This window comes from Neobacillus niacini NBRC 15566 (genome assembly GCF_001591505.1).
Lineage (GTDB): Bacteria > Bacillota > Bacilli > Bacillales > Cytobacillaceae > Neobacillus > Neobacillus niacini.
This window is the reverse complement of the sequence record NZ_BCVA01000005.1, coordinates 55,109-69,886: the sequence shown is the minus strand read 5'-3', so window position 1 is coordinate 69,886 and position 14,778 is coordinate 55,109. Positions and strand designations below refer to the sequence as shown.

Below are 14,778 nucleotides of genomic sequence, written 5' to 3'. Positions count from 1 at the left end.
AAACTGTTCTTAACCAATAAAAAAGCGATAAAACCGATTCTAGCTCCGGTTTTACCGCTTATTATCTTGAAACCATTTATCAATTTTTCTCAAGATATTGTCCATCTCAACTACACTGGATAAATTCGGAAGATTGGCAAGTAATGCTTGTTTTGGTGCTTCTATCCCTTCACCCTTCTTTTGCAGGACCAAGATACTTTTTGCAGCATTTTTATTCTTAAACATACTTATAGGAAGTTGAATTACCCCTTGAACAATGATTTCTTTCTTAAAGAATTCACGAAGTTGTGGTGCCTGGTCACTTTCAAAAAGACCATTTGGAATGATAAAAAAGAGATATCCTCCCGGTTTGGTGTGGCGGACACTTTGCTCCATAAATAAATGGTGAGCATAGGAGTGACCTTTTTCCGCTCTTAATTGGTAATCTAATGCGCGTACATCATTAGGATAATATCCTACCGGCAAATCAGCGATTACTGCATCAACTGGATCGATAAATAAAGGCTCCAGACTGTCCTGATTAAACAACTCAATGGGATGTTCCTGTAAATTTGCGTTCACATAGGCGAGTTTAATTAACAAGTCATCAATATCAATACCAATTGAATGGATATTTTTGTGCAATTGATTTAGTACTGTTGTTACTAAATTTCCTGTTCCAATTGCAGGATCTAATAAGCGGAAGGAAGGCTGTGTCATAAATTTATCCACTAGATAACTAAGTAACATTCCTACACTATCAGGAGTCATCTGATGGTTAGGCTGTACATTTTCTTTCATCCCTTTTAAGATTACCAGCTGATAGGCTTTACGAATTTCTTCCTTTGTAAAATTGTCTAAATTGAATTCTTTATATTGTTTATTAAGTCTTTTTTCAGTTATTTCACTTACTTCTTCCTGAAGAATTGAGCCGTGAAATAGATTCTCTCCTGTTTCGGCTAATGCCTCTAAATATGTACATGATAATTCTTCCTGCAAAACAAGAGCCGTTTCATTGAATAGCGTGAAAAGCTGTTCGACTGGAGCGATTTTCATGTATACACCTCCTGAATATTAGAAAAAGGCCTCATCAAATTGACGAGGCCTTCTATCGTCATTTAAAATTACTTTGCGTTTCTAGCTGCTTCAAGTGCTGCTTCATAGTTTGGATGATTTGTTGCCTCACTTACATATTCCACGTAAGTAACAGTATCAGTTGAGTCTACAACAAAAACTGCACGAGTTAATAATCTTAATTCTTGAATCGCAACACCGTATGCTTCTCCAAAAGAAAGATCGCGGTGGTCAGATAATGTTTGTACATTTTCAATGCCGTTTGCTCCACACCAGCGTTTTTGCGCAAATGGCAGGTCTACACTTATTGTTAGGATTTTAACATCTCCTAAACTATTTGCTTCTTCATTAAAACGACGAGTTTCTGCATCACACACGCCAGTATCTAATGAAGGAACAGCACTGATTAGTCTTACCTGACCTTTTGTATTTTCTAAGGTTACAGGTGATAAATCATTTGCTAACACGCTGAAATTAGGAGCTTTGTCTCCCACCTTCACTTCGTTGCCTAACAATGTTACTGGGTTCCCCTTAAAAGTTACGTTTGCCATTTAAACATCCTCCTTTTTCGTACGAACAAAAGCAAGTCCATTTCGCCTTCATTACAATTATGTACAGTGTAAATATATCTTTTCAGAATTCTTTTTGCAATGATTTAAGCTTTCACTTTCATGAAAAAAGTTAACTTCCCTTTATATGTGGAAGTTAACTTCTTATCCTATATATCAAATTCTTGCTTAGGAGCTTCGTTTTGCTTTGATTGCTGCGCTACCTGCTGTGATCCTTGCTGCTCATTTCTTTTCGAGAACATTTGCTGAATCTTATCCACTGCTTGAGGCGCCAATTCTAAGATTTTCTCATACAGATGAGTACTTTCGTCAAGATGAAGCATTTTTACACCTTTTGAGTTTACAATTAGGAATGCAATTGGAGTGATGGAGACTCCGCCACCACTACCTCCGCCAAATGGAAGCTTAGGCTGACCTTTACCTTCATCTTGTCCTTTTGATTGTGACCCGTCTAGTTTAAACTCACTTCCCCCTGCCGCAAATCCAAAGCCTACTTTTGAGACAGTCAGAATTACACTTCCGTCAGGAGTTTCAACAGGATCACCTATAATGGTATTAACGTCAATCATTTCTTTTAAACTTTCCATAGCAGTCGTCATTAAACCTTGAATTGGATGTTCAGACATGGCTGTTTCCTCCTCTTTTACACGGTTTTAGTTTTTTCCTTCGCATAGGCAGTATCCATTTTGAGATTTGGGAGTCCGCCCTTCCAGAATTTAATTAGTTTTAATCCTGCTAAAATAGCATACCCGATACGAAACTGAAAAATACATGTGATATGGGTTTGGATAATCGCTAATTGAAAATGGGGTGTAATGGATAGTACTGGCATTTCTTTCAGCCTCAAGAAATGACTAAGCATACCTATAACGCTTCCCTTCAATATCCAAAGTGCACCAGTTATAATCCCTGTATGTGCCGCATCACCTACACCCACTAATGAATGCCATTCGAAATGTTTAATTACTATTCTTTTGATAAATTTGCTGATGATGACATTCATATTAAAGACATGCTGAACGATTTCTTTTGCGTTCGTAAATTTGGACATGATGCCTTCTTTTGTAATTTGCTCTTCCTTTGTTGGTGACTCTTTCTCACTTGACTCGCCCATTTGTGTATTCTCCTTCACAACAATGCTTGGGGAGTTATCATCGATTTTGACAAGCGGTACATTTATTGTGTATCTAATTAAGCCAAACCAGATTCTAAACTGTATTTTCAATTCATCGTTGTCATTATGATGAAAATAATTTAGGCGGATAGTTAGTTTCGAAAAAATGATTAGTAAAATGAATAGAATGATAATAATAAATGCTATCACCAGCCAAACCATTTTTTTCACACCCTTTCAGCCTATTAGTATCACCTCAAGATAAAAAAATAAACCCGCTAACATTCGTTAGCGAGTCAAAATTATCTTTCCACATGGATAACAGAGGTGTCTGTAAAGAGGTCGTGAATACCTTGTTTCTTTGGTAAAAAAGCAACTACGATATAACCTATAATAATTGTTGCGGAAATAAATCGACCGATCCATTCTCGAAATAGAATCGTTCCCCAGGATAATTTGTCACTCTTTAAATCAATGACTCTTAATCCAAATACCATTTTTCCAAGAGTCTGATGAAAGTACTTTGTCATTAACACAAAATATAAATAAAATATGACTGCTGAAGCGACTGAGATAGGGGCAAACATATTGAATTCCACTAATGGAATCTCAAAAATACGAAATAAAGGATTGATGATTAATCTCTCTATACTTCCTATAACAATCAAATCTAGCAGGTATGCCCAGAACCGCATCCAAAAGCCTGCAAATCGAACGGAGACAGGATTTATTTCCTGAATTGCTGCTGGTTTATCCATTTCCTCTTGGTTTTCAAATTCCATTTGTTTCCCCCCTACTCTGCATACAAGTACATTAGACGCGGAGAATTAGGCCTTGATAAAATTTCCATCAGCCCGGTCATCTCATTTTCAGTACCAATTAATTTTTGAACTTTTAAATTTAATAGTGAACCAAAACCTAATGCGTCAGTATATCGGACAACCTTAGCGTCTTTAAGTTTTTCATCTTTCATCATTTGTTGTATGACATCATCTAGATATCCAAAGCCATCGATTAAATTTAGCTCTTTTGCTTGTCTTCCATCGTAAATTCTTCCATCGGCAATCTCTTTAACTTGGTCAGTTGTCATGTTCCTCCCCTCTGAAATTACCTTCACAAATCCCTCATAGGAATTGTCAATCATACTTTGGAGAATTTTCCGTTCGTCTTCTGTCATTTGGCGTGTTGGGCTCATAATGTCTTTATATTGGCCACTTTTGATCGTTACAAAGTCTACCCCATACTTATCAGCCAATCCTTCATAATTAATTCCTTGCATGATGACTCCAAGAGAACCTGTAAGAGTTTCCTCACTCGCATAGATTTTTTTTGCACCAGCTGAAATATAATAGCCTCCTGAAGCGGCCATTGAGCCCATTGAAACATAGACTGGTTTCTTTGTTTCCTTTTGTATTTCATCTAATTTATCATGAATTTCTGCACTTTCCACTACACCGCCACCGGGAGAGTTAATCTTAAGAACAATCCCCTTTACGGTATCATCTTCTTTTATGTACTCTAATTTTTTCATAAATCCCTGGTGATTGTATCCAACAGATTGAAAAAAAGATTCCGCACTATTTGTATCTTGTATAACACCATCAACGTCGAGTACCGCAATTTTTTTCATTTCATTACCTTCCTGCACAATTTCCTCTGTAAAAGGCAGCTCTGATGCGGCTAAGAGCTCACTTAAATCCGTTTCAACCCCTTTAAATGCAAATGCAGATAAAAAGTTAATCATCACTGATACAAAAAATAATGCCGCAGCAATCCCAAGGGCTGCCCATCGTTTCCCATTCATTTTAAAAATCCCCCTTTAATTCATATAATTTCCCTTACATAATTTAATATTGTTTCAAAATAATGCTAAAATTAAAGCAGACTATCTAAGTTTATCAAAATAAAAAGTTTCATGGGAATTTTTCTCAAAATTTACAATCAAAATTTGGAGGGCAATATGGGAAATAGACGTAATATCTACTTTTATCATCATTTGGATAAAGAAATGCTGGACAAGGTCGGCAATTTAGACGATTCTGCAAAACAATACGGTTTAACCATTGTAAATGACCACCGCGATGCGAATATTATTGCAAGCATCGGGGATGATGGTACTTTCCTACAAGCTGTACGGAAGACAGGATTTCGTGATGATGTACTCTATTGTGGTATAACGACAAAGGATAGCTTGAGCATGTATTGTGATTTCAAAATTAACGATTCTTCTAAAATGGTTGAAGCTGTTTCAAAGGTTGAGACTGTTTCGAATGAAGATCTAAAGGTTCGCCGTTATCCTATTATCGAAGTCATGGTTGATGGACAAGGGATATTTCCATGCCTCAATGAGTTTAGTATCCGCTCTTCGATCATTAGAACGCTTGAATTAGATGTTTTTATTGATGAATTACACTTTGAAACCTTCCGCGGCGATGGTTTAATTGTTGCGACGCCAACTGGAAGTACAGCATATAATAAATCCGTTAACGGTGCTGTTGTTGACCCGTTAATTCCCTGCATGCAGGTGAGTGAGGTCGCCTCTATTAATAACAACAAATATCGTACATTAGGTGCTCCTTTTGTTCTTGGCGGCAATCGCTCTCTAACACTCAAAATCGTTTCGGAAGGTAATGAGCACCCTACAATGGGATTAGACAATGAGGCTTTGAGCATTCGTCATGTTGATAAAATCCAGATTAGACTCAGTGAAAAGAAAATTAAAACCCTTAAGCTAAAAGATAATTCTTTCTGGGAAAAGGTGAAGAGAACATTTTTGTAATAAGCGCAAAAAAGGCTGTCGAAAAGTTGACAGCCTTTTTCAATACTATTGTTTGGTCGATTGCAATTCTTGTTGGCGCAGTTCTATTCTTCGAATTTTCCCTGACGTTGTTTTTGGCAGTTCAGAGATATATTCGATTTTTCTTGGGTATTTATATGGTGCAGTAAGTGTTTTAACATGTTCTTGAAGATTCTTTGTTAATTCAGGGTCATTTACATCGACATCCTCTTTTAAAACAACAAAAGCCTTTACAATAAAGCCGCGGATTTCATCAGGGCTTGCCACTACCGCACATTCTTTAACAAATGGATGTTTTACAAGTGCATCCTCGACTTCAAAAGGTCCAATTGTATAGCCTGAACTGATTATGATGTCATCACCGCGGCCTTCAAACCAAAAGTATCCATCCTCATCCATTTTTGCCTTATCCCCTGTTATATAGTAATCACCACGGAATTGCATGGCCGTTCTTTCCGGGTCCTTATAATAGTTCTTAAACAGTGCTGGTGTTTCAACATGTACAGCGATATCTCCAACTTCACCCACCGGACAAACTTCGCCTTCCTCATTAATAATTTCCACTCGATTACCGGGAGTTGGTTTACCCATAGAACCAGATTTTAACTCCATCCCTTTGGTCACACCAACTAACAAAGTGTTTTCCGTTTGTCCATAGCCGTCACGAACATCAACATTAAACTGTCTTTTAAAAGTATCAATAACCTCACGATTAAGCGGTTCTCCAGCGGAAACAGCACTATGCAAACTTGGTAAATGATAATCATCTAGGTTTTCTACCTTCGCCATTAGCCGATATTCTGTTGGTGTACAACAAAGGACATTTACAGAATATTTTTCTAAAAGGCTTAAATACTTTTTGGGTTCAAACTTGCCATTATATACTAACCCCGTTCCTCCTGAACCAAGTACGGATAAGAAAGGACTCCAAATCCACTTTTGCCAGCCAGGAGCCGCAGTTGCCCACACGGTATCACCATCTTCAATACAGAGCCACTTTGGTGCTGCAGTTTTTAAGTGAGCAAACGCCCATCCATGTGTATGTACTACTCCTTTCGGATTACCGGTCGTTCCTGATGTATAGGATAAAAACGCCATATCTTCACGGTGTGTATCTGCAATTTCAAATTCTTGTAATGCTGCTTGCATTTCCTCTTCTAAAAATATCCAGCCTTCTTGTTTCTCGCCAACTGAAACCTTTAAAAGTGGCTGCTGACTCGTAATAGTTTTAAATTGATCCACGTACGGGTAATAACTGACTACTGCTTTAACATCCCCATGTGTAATGCGATATTGAAGATCCTTTTCTCTCAGCATTTCTGAGCTTGGAATAACAACCAGACCAGCCTTTAAAGCAGCCAAGTATACAACATAGGCTTCTATAAGTCTTGGTATTATCACTAAAACGACGTCGCCTTTTTTCAGACCATTCTGTGTGAAGACATTTCCCGCTTGATTAACTTTTTTAATTAATTCTTCATATGTAACCTCTTTTGTTTCCCCTGATTCACTTTCCCACTTTAATGCTAATCTTTTCGGGTCTTGTGCAAATCGTTCTACTTCTGATACAAGATTATACTTTTCTGGCGCAATTAACTCTTCGCGGTTCATGATTCTCCCCCTCATTCCAGATATATACATCATCACAAACCTATTATACAAAATTATTTAAAAATTTAAAATTATTATCCTAAAAAAACACGCAATAAAAGAGAGTGGGAAAAATCCCACTCTCTGTAGCCATCTTATTCATTTGTTATCGTGAAAATCCGCCGCCTAATTGAGACTCAGCCATTGCAACTAAACGCTTAGTGATTTCACCACCAACAGAACCGTTAGCGCGTGAAGTAGTATCCCCACCAAGTTGTACACCAAATTCAGAAGCAATTTCGTATTTCATTTGAGAAAGAGCTTGCTCTACACCAGGTACAAGTAATTGATTTGAGTTGTTGTTATTAGCCATGTGATATCACCTCCTTGTGAGTATAGAATGTGTAGAATCACATGGCTGTATTCTTTTTTTGAATTGGTAATTGTTCACAAATATTTCACAAATTTCTTATTTACAGCTACTGTTCATAAGAATGTTGATTGGAACTCCAGGCACTTCGCTTTCCGCGGGCGACCGCCGAGCCTCCTCGACACTGCGTGTCTGCGGGGTCTCGCCTGTCTCGCTTCTCCCGCAGGAGTCTTCGTGCCTTCCGTTCCAATCAACATTGTGACAATATCTAACTCAACTTATCACAGTTGAGTTAGAATAAATCCTCAAATTCTGACGGTTGTTCTTTTCTGTCTGGCTTAATTGTGAGCATTTCTGTTCCTTCAACTGCTTCTTGGATTAGTGGTTCGTAGTCGAAGAAGCTTTCGTAGTGCTGGACTTTTTCTTTTTTCGGTTTAGTTTTTGGTGATGATGGTACAAATATCGTACAGCAGTCTTCAAAAGGTCTAATCGAAATGTCGTAGGTATCAATGTCTTTGGCGATTTTTATAATATCATTTTTATCCATGGTGAGCAAAGGTCTCAGTATTGGGGTATTTGTCACATCATTTATCGCATACATACTTTCTAAAGTTTGACTGGCAACCTGACCAAGATTATCTCCAGTAATAATCGCAAGACCTTCCTGTTTTTTTCTAATTTCATCGGTAATCCTCAGCATGAATCTTCTTGTGGTTGTCATTGAGTAATTTTCTGGAATTTGTTCTTTTATCGATTGTTGAATAGCCGTAAATGGAACGATATGAAGTTTCATCGAACCAAATATTTCAGCAAGTTTTTTTGCTAAGTCGATTACTTTTTCCTTTGATCTATCACTTGTATACGGCGGACTGAAAAAATGTACAGCTTCTATTTCTACTCCGCGCTTCATCGTTAAATATCCAGCGACTGGACTATCAATACCTCCAGACAGCATTAACATCGCCTTGCCACTTGAGCCAACTGGCAATCCCCCAGCCCCTAAGATGTTCTCACAAGACATGTAGATAGCCTCACTCAGAACTTCTATTTTCAAATTAATATCAGGATTTTTCACATCCACCTTGATGCCTGGGAGGTTTTGGAGAATATAGCCTCCGAAGGTATGATTAATACCAGCTGTATCTAATTCAAAAGATTTATCAGAACGTTTAGGGGTAATTTTAAAAGTTTGTCCCTCTTTATATAGGCTCGTCACCAAAGACAGAGCTGCTTCTTTCATTTGTTCAATATCTCTTTCCACTCTTATTGCTGGACTAAGAGATTGGATACCAAATATATTTTTCAATGAGTTGATGATATCGTCAACATTTTCCCCATTAACAAGCACATACATCCTGTCACGTTCTGCCCGTATTTTTATATTTGGATAGGGTGCCAACGCAGCACTAACACTCTTTCTTAACTTGTCTACAAATTTCTTTCGATTTCTGCCTTTGGTAGAGATTTCACCATAGCGAATTAGTATTCGATCATAAATCATATGTTTTCATAACCTTTCTTAGTTGTTTAGCCGCCTCTTCGATTGCCACAATTACTTTTTCAGCCTCTTCTTCCGTATTATCATATGATAGGCTTATTCTAAATGCACTGTCAGCCAAATCATCTGGAACACCCATGGCTAATAGCGTCTGACTTGGTAACTGTTTCTTAGAAGAACAGGCACTTGTTGTCGAAAGATAGATACCTTTATGCTCTAGCGTGTGGATCAAAACTTCTGCTTTAACACCTTTTATAGAAAAATTGAGAATATGAGGAGCAGAATTTTCCAATGGGGTATTAATGGTAAGGTCATCTATTTTGCTTAACCCCGCTCTTAAAAGGGTTTTAACCTTTTTCATTCTTTCTATTCCCAGCTCACTATTTACTAACGTCATTCTTAGAGCCTTTGCCATGGCGACAGCTCCTGCAACATTTTCAGTCCCACTTCTAACTTTCCATTCTTGGTTTCCACCCGAAAGCAAAGCGTCTAATCGAACACCTTCTCTTATAAAGAGTGCTCCAGTCCCTTTTAATCCATGAAACTTATGTGCCGAAAAAGAACATAAATGGATACCATTTTCCATTATATTTAGTGGTACCTTTCCAACTGCCTGTACCGCATCAACATGGAAGAGGATGGTTGGATATTGCTTCAAAAGCTTGCCAATTTCTGCTATTGGCTGTATGGTTCCCACCTCATTATTTACCTGCATAACTGAAACCAGTATTGTATCTTTTTTTATAGAAGCTTTGACATCATCTGCCATGATTCTTCCATTTCGATCAGCCGGCAAATAGGTAATGTCAAATCCTAACTTTTTTAACTGTTCCATTGCTTCGCGGACAGAAGGATGCTCGACACTAGATAAAATTAAGTGTTTTCCTTTGTTCTTATGAGTCAGCGCTGCCCCTTTAATGGCCAGGTTATTACTCTCAGTCCCACCAGAAGTAAAATAAATCTCTGTTGGTTTTACAGTTAAGAGGCTGGCTATTTGCGTACGAGCCTGTGTGAGAAGTTTTTCAGCTTGCAGCCCTAGCCCATGAAGGGATGAGGGATTGCCAAAATATTCACTTGAGACCTTTACAAATGAGTTTAAAACCTCGTTATATGGTCTTGTCGTTGCACTATTATCAAAATAAATCATCTTACTAACACACCTACCTTTGCAGGACTAAATCTTACCACAAACTTAATCAATTGAAAAAACTTTGTGAGCGAGAAAAAGAAAAACCGATTTGCCACTTTTTAGCAAAATCGGTTTAACGCGATAACTTATTGCTTTACGACTGTTGCCTTGATTTTCTTCAAAGCTCCTGGGTCAATGGATTCAAGTGAAGCAGCAGCCTGTTCTAAAGCTTCTTGGTACTCATAATGTCTAAATGCATTTTCTGCATCACTAAGTCCCTTGGCAACTGAAGGGAACTGACTTCTGTATCTGTTTCCATATTGAATCGCCTTTTCAGCAAGCAAAACATTTTCAATGAGTTCGACTGTTGTATTTGATAGTTTTTCCACTGTCAATACTGCAATCTCCAAATATTGAGTTAGCGCTGATACGTTAAGGGGCTTTTCCTGAAGCTGAAGCTTTACGTTTTGTATGCTCTCATTTGTATCTTCTACTAAATATTTATAGTCTTCTGGTAAACCCGGAATATTACTTTTTGATACTAAACGAATCGTTTCGCCAACTTTTTTTGTTAATTCCCTTAATGTTTCACGCGCTTCAAACTCATCTTTTCTTAGAGCTTGCAACTTGAGACCGAAATTTTCTTGCTCTTCCTGAATCATTTCTATATGCGTTTTTATTTCTTTAAGCTCTTCACAAAGAATGGTTAATGCTGTTTCATTGATATTAATTTTTTCCATCAAGATGTCATAGTGTTTGGTAACGGTCGCCAGCTGTTTTTCCAGATGTCTCTGGATTTCAAAGTCACTTTCTGTTAAATGGTAGCTTTCTTGAACATGCTTTACTTCATTGGAAAGATGATCATGTTCCTCAAGAACTGAAGATAAGAGTCCACTCATCCCTTTTTCATTTTGAAGGATAAAGTGCTTAGCATTCACTTCTTTTTCCAATAAGTCAAACAGAATATCAATTCGCTCTTTAACTTCACCAATACCTTCAAGTGCTTCCTCTATTTTCGTCTCTTCGATCAGTCCTAAATACTCAACCAATTTTTCTTGCAAACCTTCAATTTCATTTTCTACTTGAATATGGCTGAGGTAATAACCCTTTTCAGTCATTTCTCGATATCCATCGAGAATATCAGACAATTGAGCTGGGATTAGAGATTGACATTCGATTAACAGCTGTGGAATATCAGCCATATTATTCTTAACCTTAATTAATTGATCATGAATTCCTAACACAAGCTCGCGCGCTTCAAGATAATTCCCCTGTTCAGTCTTCTCGTCAAATTCATGAAACTTTTTCGTAACGTCCTCAAGTTGAGCTTCTAAGTATTTTTCTGACTTTCCGAAGCTATGTCGATGAGCAAGCAGTGTCTTTTTCGTTTCCCGATACAATTCCTTTAACTGCTCGATTTCAGTCCTGTTCTTTTCTTCACTTCCAACAAGTTCATGAAGCTCTTCAACAATTTTATTAATCTCAGCTTCAGTTGACTGCAGCTTATCTTCGATCTCCTGTTGAGTGGTTTTCGCTTTTTTAAAGCGATATTTATCAATAAATTCTTCAGCGTCAAATAACATTTCTTCAAGATCTGGCAATTTAACCGTTACGATATCGTCCCATTGGTTACGCCAGCCCTCAAATAACTCCTCGGTTTGTCCAGTCATATTTAATTGTTTTACCTTTGACATTTCATCCAAAATCGGCCGGTTAAACAAATCGATCTTCCATGCTTCTAACCGATCCATTTCTTTAAAATACTTTTTCTTTATAAAATACCCCAATACAAATAAGGCTAGTAGCAGGATAATAAATCCAATAAAATATGTCACGTTCAAGCCCCCTGTTTCAAACACTTCATTTAAATCTTCTAACTAATCTATTAAAAACCAACAAATTCGGTAAAGTTCAATGCCTCTATGATACCATGTAAACGACATTTTTTGACTAGTATTTTCAATTTTTTTGAAAAAGAAATTTTTAATTTACTATTTTTTGACAAAATCCTTGTAAAAAGATGATTTAGGGTTAAACTCCAAATTAAAAAGCACTCGCTTAAGGAAATTTGGTTTCCGAGCTAGTGCCTGCCAAATATTTTTATTTTATAATCCCGTTACAGGATGGCCTCTTTCTTTTCTATCATTTTAGCTGCCAGCGTGTTTTCAATCCATCGATTAATTTCCTTAAGATACTTTTGTTCAAAGAACCTTTCATTTGGAAAAATATAAAGTACTTCTCTTAGATAATGTGCATTAATAAACGGCATCATAAGTAAACCTTTATACTGGATAATTAAATACGCAATAGAATGAGGACGGAATTCTTTCCTCTCAAACCCTTTTTCAAACATCTTTTGAAAATAGTACTTCTCCTTTAATGCGTAGGTAGACATAATTTCCCTGACTACCTGAGAATCTATCGACATTTCTCGGTATACGAAGCTTGTAAGTTCAATATTTTCACATTGATAGTGGAGCAGGTCAGCTGTAATCCGTTTTAAACATTCCTTTACGCCTGTGTCCATTAAGGAAAACTTTTCTTCGATAATACCGAGATATCGCTCAAAAAAGTAAGTAAAGCAATATTCTAATAATCCAAGCTTATTCTCAAAATGGTAAGCGATGGTTGCTGAGTTCACTTTTGCTGCGGTTGCAATATCACGTATTGATGTACCAGCATATCCATTTGAATTAAAAAGCGATATCGCTGCTTTCACTATTTCTTCTTTCGAATCCTTTTTCATCGTACACCTCCTGTATACACGAGTTTTATATCTTTCTATAACAATTCTTGCTTTGACGATGGATTCCTTCATGAATTTATCGACAAAGTATGCTACTTTTCATGTAAGTTTGATAAAATAAATAAGAAATTCATTAAGGGATGGGTGAAAAAACATGTTTAATGTCGAAATGTATAAAGGAAGCCGCCAAGAAAATTATGAATTGGTTAAGAAACAATTAGATGCCCTTCTCCATGGCGAGAAAAACCAAATCGCTAATCTTAGCAATACTTCTGCATTGTTAAATCAGTTTCTTGATCGTATAAATTGGGTTGGCTTCTATTTACTGGACGAGAATAACGAGCTAGTATTGGGGCCCTTTCAAGGACTTCCTGCATGTGTCCGCATTCCGCTGGGAAGAGGAGTGTGTGGAACATCTGCAAAGAAAATGGAAACCATTCGGGTTGAAGACGTTCATCAATTTCCTGGTCACATTGCCTGTGATGCTGCCTCCAATTCCGAAATCGTTATACCACTTATCAAGGATGGAAAATTACTTGGGGTCTTAGACATTGACTCACCAGAGAAAAATCGCTTTGATGAGCTGGACCAAGAGCAGTTAGAAGAAATTACAGCCATTCTTGTTAAACATTTGTAAAAAAAACTCGCCGCGGCGAGTTTTTTTATATTTTTTTAAGCGCTTGTTCTATATCCTCTTGTATATCCTGCCATGCTTCAAGACCTACAGACAGGCGGAGTAATGTATCATTAATCCCCATTTTTCTTCGCTCATCCTCAGGAACGACTGCATGTGTCATGGTTGCAGGGTGCTGTATCAACGTTTCAGCATCTCCTAAACTTACTGCTATTTTTACCAATTGTAACTGATTCATAAATAGTTGAGCGGTTTCTTTTGTTCCTATTACAGAAAACGAAATCACCCCGCCAGGTTTTTTCATTTGTTTATGCATGATCTTGTTATCATCTATATAATCACTATTGCCAGGAAAATAGAGCTTTTCTACTTTTGGATGATTCCGTAAAAATTCAACAAGTATATTGGCATTTTCACAATGCCGATCCATCCTAACGGGCAGCGTTTTTAACCCTCTTAATAAAAGCCAAGCGTCAAATGGTGAGATGGTGCCGCCGATATCTTTTTGTGTGGTTCTTGAAACCTGTTTGATAAAATCACTTTTCCCTACAACGATTCCCGCAATTACATCACCATGACCACAAATATATTTTGTTGCACTATGAATAACAATATCACAGCCGAGACTAATAGGCGTTTGTAAATATGGAGAGCAAAAGGTGTTGTCGACCACAACTGGTATACAGCGTTGTTTAGCAATACGTGCGACTAATTCTAAGTCAACTAGTTTCATGGTGGGATTAATTGGGGTTTCAATATAGATACATGCAGTATTTGTGCGAATCTCTTCTTCTAGAATTTCTTTTGAAGCCATCAATGAGAAATCATGGTTTATGTTATATTTTTCTTTTAATAATTGCAGCAATCCAAACGTACAACCATATACACCCTGTGAACACAGAATATGGTCACCTGCTTTCGTTAAAGCAGTTAACACAGCTGAAACTGCTGCCATCCCTGATGAGAAGGCCAAAGCTGCTTCTCCCTTTTCCAGCTTTGCCATTCGATCTTCGAGAATTTTGACGGTTGGATTCCCCAAACGAGAGTATATAAATCCCTCTTCTTGACCAGCGAATCTTCTTTCCCCTTGTTCTGCAGTTGAAAAGGTAAATGTGGAAGTTTGATACAAGGGAGGGACTAAACTTCCTTGGTGTTCATTGGAACAATATCCAGAGTGAACAGCTTCCGTTTCAAAACGAAATTTTTCATTACCCAAAACTGATTCCTCCTATATGAAAACGCTATCATTTTTTATCTATTTCTTTATACTATTCATTT

At 37.4% G+C, this 14,778-nt stretch carries 15 protein-coding genes; 2 read left to right on the top strand and 13 right to left on the bottom strand.

Annotated elements, in window-relative coordinates; translation table 11 throughout:
- Nucleotides 1–51 precede the first annotated feature (51 nt).
- The 6 genes from BANA01_RS06450 to sppA all read right to left on the bottom strand — a co-directional run bounded on the left by BANA01_RS06450 (nucleotide 52) and on the right by sppA (nucleotide 4,540).
- Nucleotides 52–1,035, bottom strand: coding sequence for a class I SAM-dependent methyltransferase (locus tag BANA01_RS06450; protein WP_034676801.1), 984 nt, complete (start codon nucleotides 1,033–1,035; stop codon nucleotides 52–54).
- 68 nt (nucleotides 1,036–1,103) lie between these two features.
- The gene (tpx, locus tag BANA01_RS06445; protein ID WP_034676799.1) at nucleotides 1,104–1,604 is read right to left on the bottom strand and encodes a thiol peroxidase; all 501 of its coding nucleotides are present in this window, start codon (nucleotides 1,602–1,604) and stop codon (nucleotides 1,104–1,106) included.
- Nucleotides 1,605–1,771: 167 nt separating this feature from the next.
- A complete protein-coding gene (ytfJ, locus tag BANA01_RS06440) occupies nucleotides 1,772–2,248 on the bottom strand; it encodes a GerW family sporulation protein (protein WP_034676797.1) in 477 nt (158 codons plus the stop codon).
- A 17-nt stretch (nucleotides 2,249–2,265) separates the two neighbouring features.
- On the bottom strand, nucleotides 2,266–2,958 hold the full coding sequence (locus BANA01_RS06435; RefSeq protein WP_034676795.1) for a DUF2953 domain-containing protein: 693 nt from the start codon (nucleotides 2,956–2,958) through the stop codon (nucleotides 2,266–2,268).
- Nucleotides 2,959–3,038: 80 nt separating this feature from the next.
- Nucleotides 3,039–3,494, bottom strand: coding sequence for an RDD family protein (locus BANA01_RS06430; protein WP_052106434.1), 456 nt, complete (start codon nucleotides 3,492–3,494; stop codon nucleotides 3,039–3,041).
- Nucleotides 3,495–3,529: 35 nt separating this feature from the next.
- Complete coding sequence (gene sppA, locus BANA01_RS06425) at nucleotides 3,530–4,540, bottom strand: signal peptide peptidase SppA (protein ID WP_034676792.1); 1,011 nt, start codon at nucleotides 4,538–4,540, stop codon at nucleotides 3,530–3,532.
- A 156-nt stretch (nucleotides 4,541–4,696) separates the two neighbouring features.
- Here sppA and BANA01_RS06420 point away from each other — a divergent pair, with 156 nt between their 5' ends.
- The gene (locus BANA01_RS06420; protein WP_063252236.1) at nucleotides 4,697–5,515 is read left to right on the top strand and encodes an NAD kinase; all 819 of its coding nucleotides are present in this window, start codon (nucleotides 4,697–4,699) and stop codon (nucleotides 5,513–5,515) included.
- Between the two features lie 45 nt (nucleotides 5,516–5,560).
- Here the strand turns inward: BANA01_RS06420 and mbcS are convergent, their stop codons facing one another.
- The 6 genes from mbcS to refZ form a co-directional block, all read right to left on the bottom strand.
- Complete coding sequence (mbcS, locus tag BANA01_RS06415; protein ID WP_063252235.1) at nucleotides 5,561–7,144, bottom strand: acyl-CoA synthetase MbcS; 1,584 nt, start codon at nucleotides 7,142–7,144, stop codon at nucleotides 5,561–5,563.
- Between the two features lie 145 nt (nucleotides 7,145–7,289).
- Nucleotides 7,290–7,496: an alpha/beta-type small acid-soluble spore protein gene (locus tag BANA01_RS06410; protein WP_063252233.1), complete on the bottom strand. Its 207-nt coding sequence runs from the start codon at nucleotides 7,494–7,496 to the stop codon at nucleotides 7,290–7,292.
- 289 nt (nucleotides 7,497–7,785) lie between these two features.
- Entirely contained in the window at nucleotides 7,786–8,994 is a 1,209-nt protein-coding gene (gene thiI / locus BANA01_RS06405) for a tRNA uracil 4-sulfurtransferase ThiI (RefSeq protein ID WP_063252231.1), read from the bottom strand.
- Nucleotides 8,984–10,138: a cysteine desulfurase family protein gene (locus BANA01_RS06400; RefSeq protein WP_063252229.1), complete on the bottom strand. Its 1,155-nt coding sequence runs from the start codon at nucleotides 10,136–10,138 to the stop codon at nucleotides 8,984–8,986. Before BANA01_RS06400 ends, thiI begins: the two co-directional genes overlap by 11 nt.
- Before the next feature lie 128 nt (nucleotides 10,139–10,266).
- A complete protein-coding gene (gene ezrA / locus BANA01_RS06395) occupies nucleotides 10,267–11,955 on the bottom strand; it encodes a septation ring formation regulator EzrA (protein ID WP_063252227.1) in 1,689 nt (562 codons plus the stop codon).
- 281 nt (nucleotides 11,956–12,236) lie between these two features.
- A complete protein-coding gene (gene refZ, locus BANA01_RS06390; protein ID WP_063252225.1) occupies nucleotides 12,237–12,866 on the bottom strand; it encodes a forespore capture DNA-binding protein RefZ in 630 nt (209 codons plus the stop codon).
- Between the two features lie 154 nt (nucleotides 12,867–13,020).
- Between refZ and BANA01_RS06385 the strand changes: the two genes are divergently transcribed.
- Nucleotides 13,021–13,503 (top strand): GAF domain-containing protein, encoded by a 483-nt coding sequence (locus BANA01_RS06385; RefSeq protein ID WP_063252224.1) that lies wholly within the window; start codon nucleotides 13,021–13,023, stop codon nucleotides 13,501–13,503.
- A gap of 25 nt (nucleotides 13,504–13,528) precedes the next feature.
- Here the strand turns inward: BANA01_RS06385 and megL are convergent, their stop codons facing one another.
- Nucleotides 13,529–14,716: a methionine gamma-lyase gene (megL, locus tag BANA01_RS06380; protein ID WP_063252222.1), complete on the bottom strand. Its 1,188-nt coding sequence runs from the start codon at nucleotides 14,714–14,716 to the stop codon at nucleotides 13,529–13,531.
- Between the last annotated feature and the right edge of the window lie 62 nt (nucleotides 14,717–14,778).

What these genes read in the sequence shown, in the direction of transcription:
- BANA01_RS06450 (WP_034676801.1), bottom strand. Translation starts at nt 1,035, where the DNA reads ATGAAAATCGCTCCAGTCGAACAGCTTTTCACGCTATTCAATGAAACG.
- tpx (WP_034676799.1), bottom strand. Translation starts at nt 1,604, where the DNA reads ATGGCAAACGTAACTTTTAAGGGGAACCCAGTAACATTGTTAGGCAAC.
- ytfJ (WP_034676797.1), bottom strand. Translation starts at nt 2,248, where the DNA reads ATGTCTGAACATCCAATTCAAGGTTTAATGACGACTGCTATGGAAAGT.
- BANA01_RS06435 (WP_034676795.1), bottom strand. Translation starts at nt 2,958, where the DNA reads ATGGTTTGGCTGGTGATAGCATTTATTATTATCATTCTATTCATTTTA.
- BANA01_RS06430 (WP_052106434.1), bottom strand. Translation starts at nt 3,494, where the DNA reads ATGGATAAACCAGCAGCAATTCAGGAAATAAATCCTGTCTCCGTTCGA.
- sppA (WP_034676792.1), bottom strand. Translation starts at nt 4,540, where the DNA reads ATGAATGGGAAACGATGGGCAGCCCTTGGGATTGCTGCGGCATTATTT.
- BANA01_RS06420 (WP_063252236.1), top strand. Translation starts at nt 4,697, where the DNA reads ATGGGAAATAGACGTAATATCTACTTTTATCATCATTTGGATAAAGAA.
- mbcS (WP_063252235.1), bottom strand. Translation starts at nt 7,144, where the DNA reads ATGAACCGCGAAGAGTTAATTGCGCCAGAAAAGTATAATCTTGTATCA.
- BANA01_RS06410 (WP_063252233.1), bottom strand. Translation starts at nt 7,496, where the DNA reads ATGGCTAATAACAACAACTCAAATCAATTACTTGTACCTGGTGTAGAG.
- thiI (WP_063252231.1), bottom strand. Translation starts at nt 8,994, where the DNA reads ATGATTTATGATCGAATACTAATTCGCTATGGTGAAATCTCTACCAAA.
- BANA01_RS06400 (WP_063252229.1), bottom strand. Translation starts at nt 10,138, where the DNA reads ATGATTTATTTTGATAATAGTGCAACGACAAGACCATATAACGAGGTT.
- refZ (WP_063252225.1), bottom strand. Translation starts at nt 12,866, where the DNA reads ATGAAAAAGGATTCGAAAGAAGAAATAGTGAAAGCAGCGATATCGCTT.
- BANA01_RS06385 (WP_063252224.1), top strand. Translation starts at nt 13,021, where the DNA reads ATGTTTAATGTCGAAATGTATAAAGGAAGCCGCCAAGAAAATTATGAA.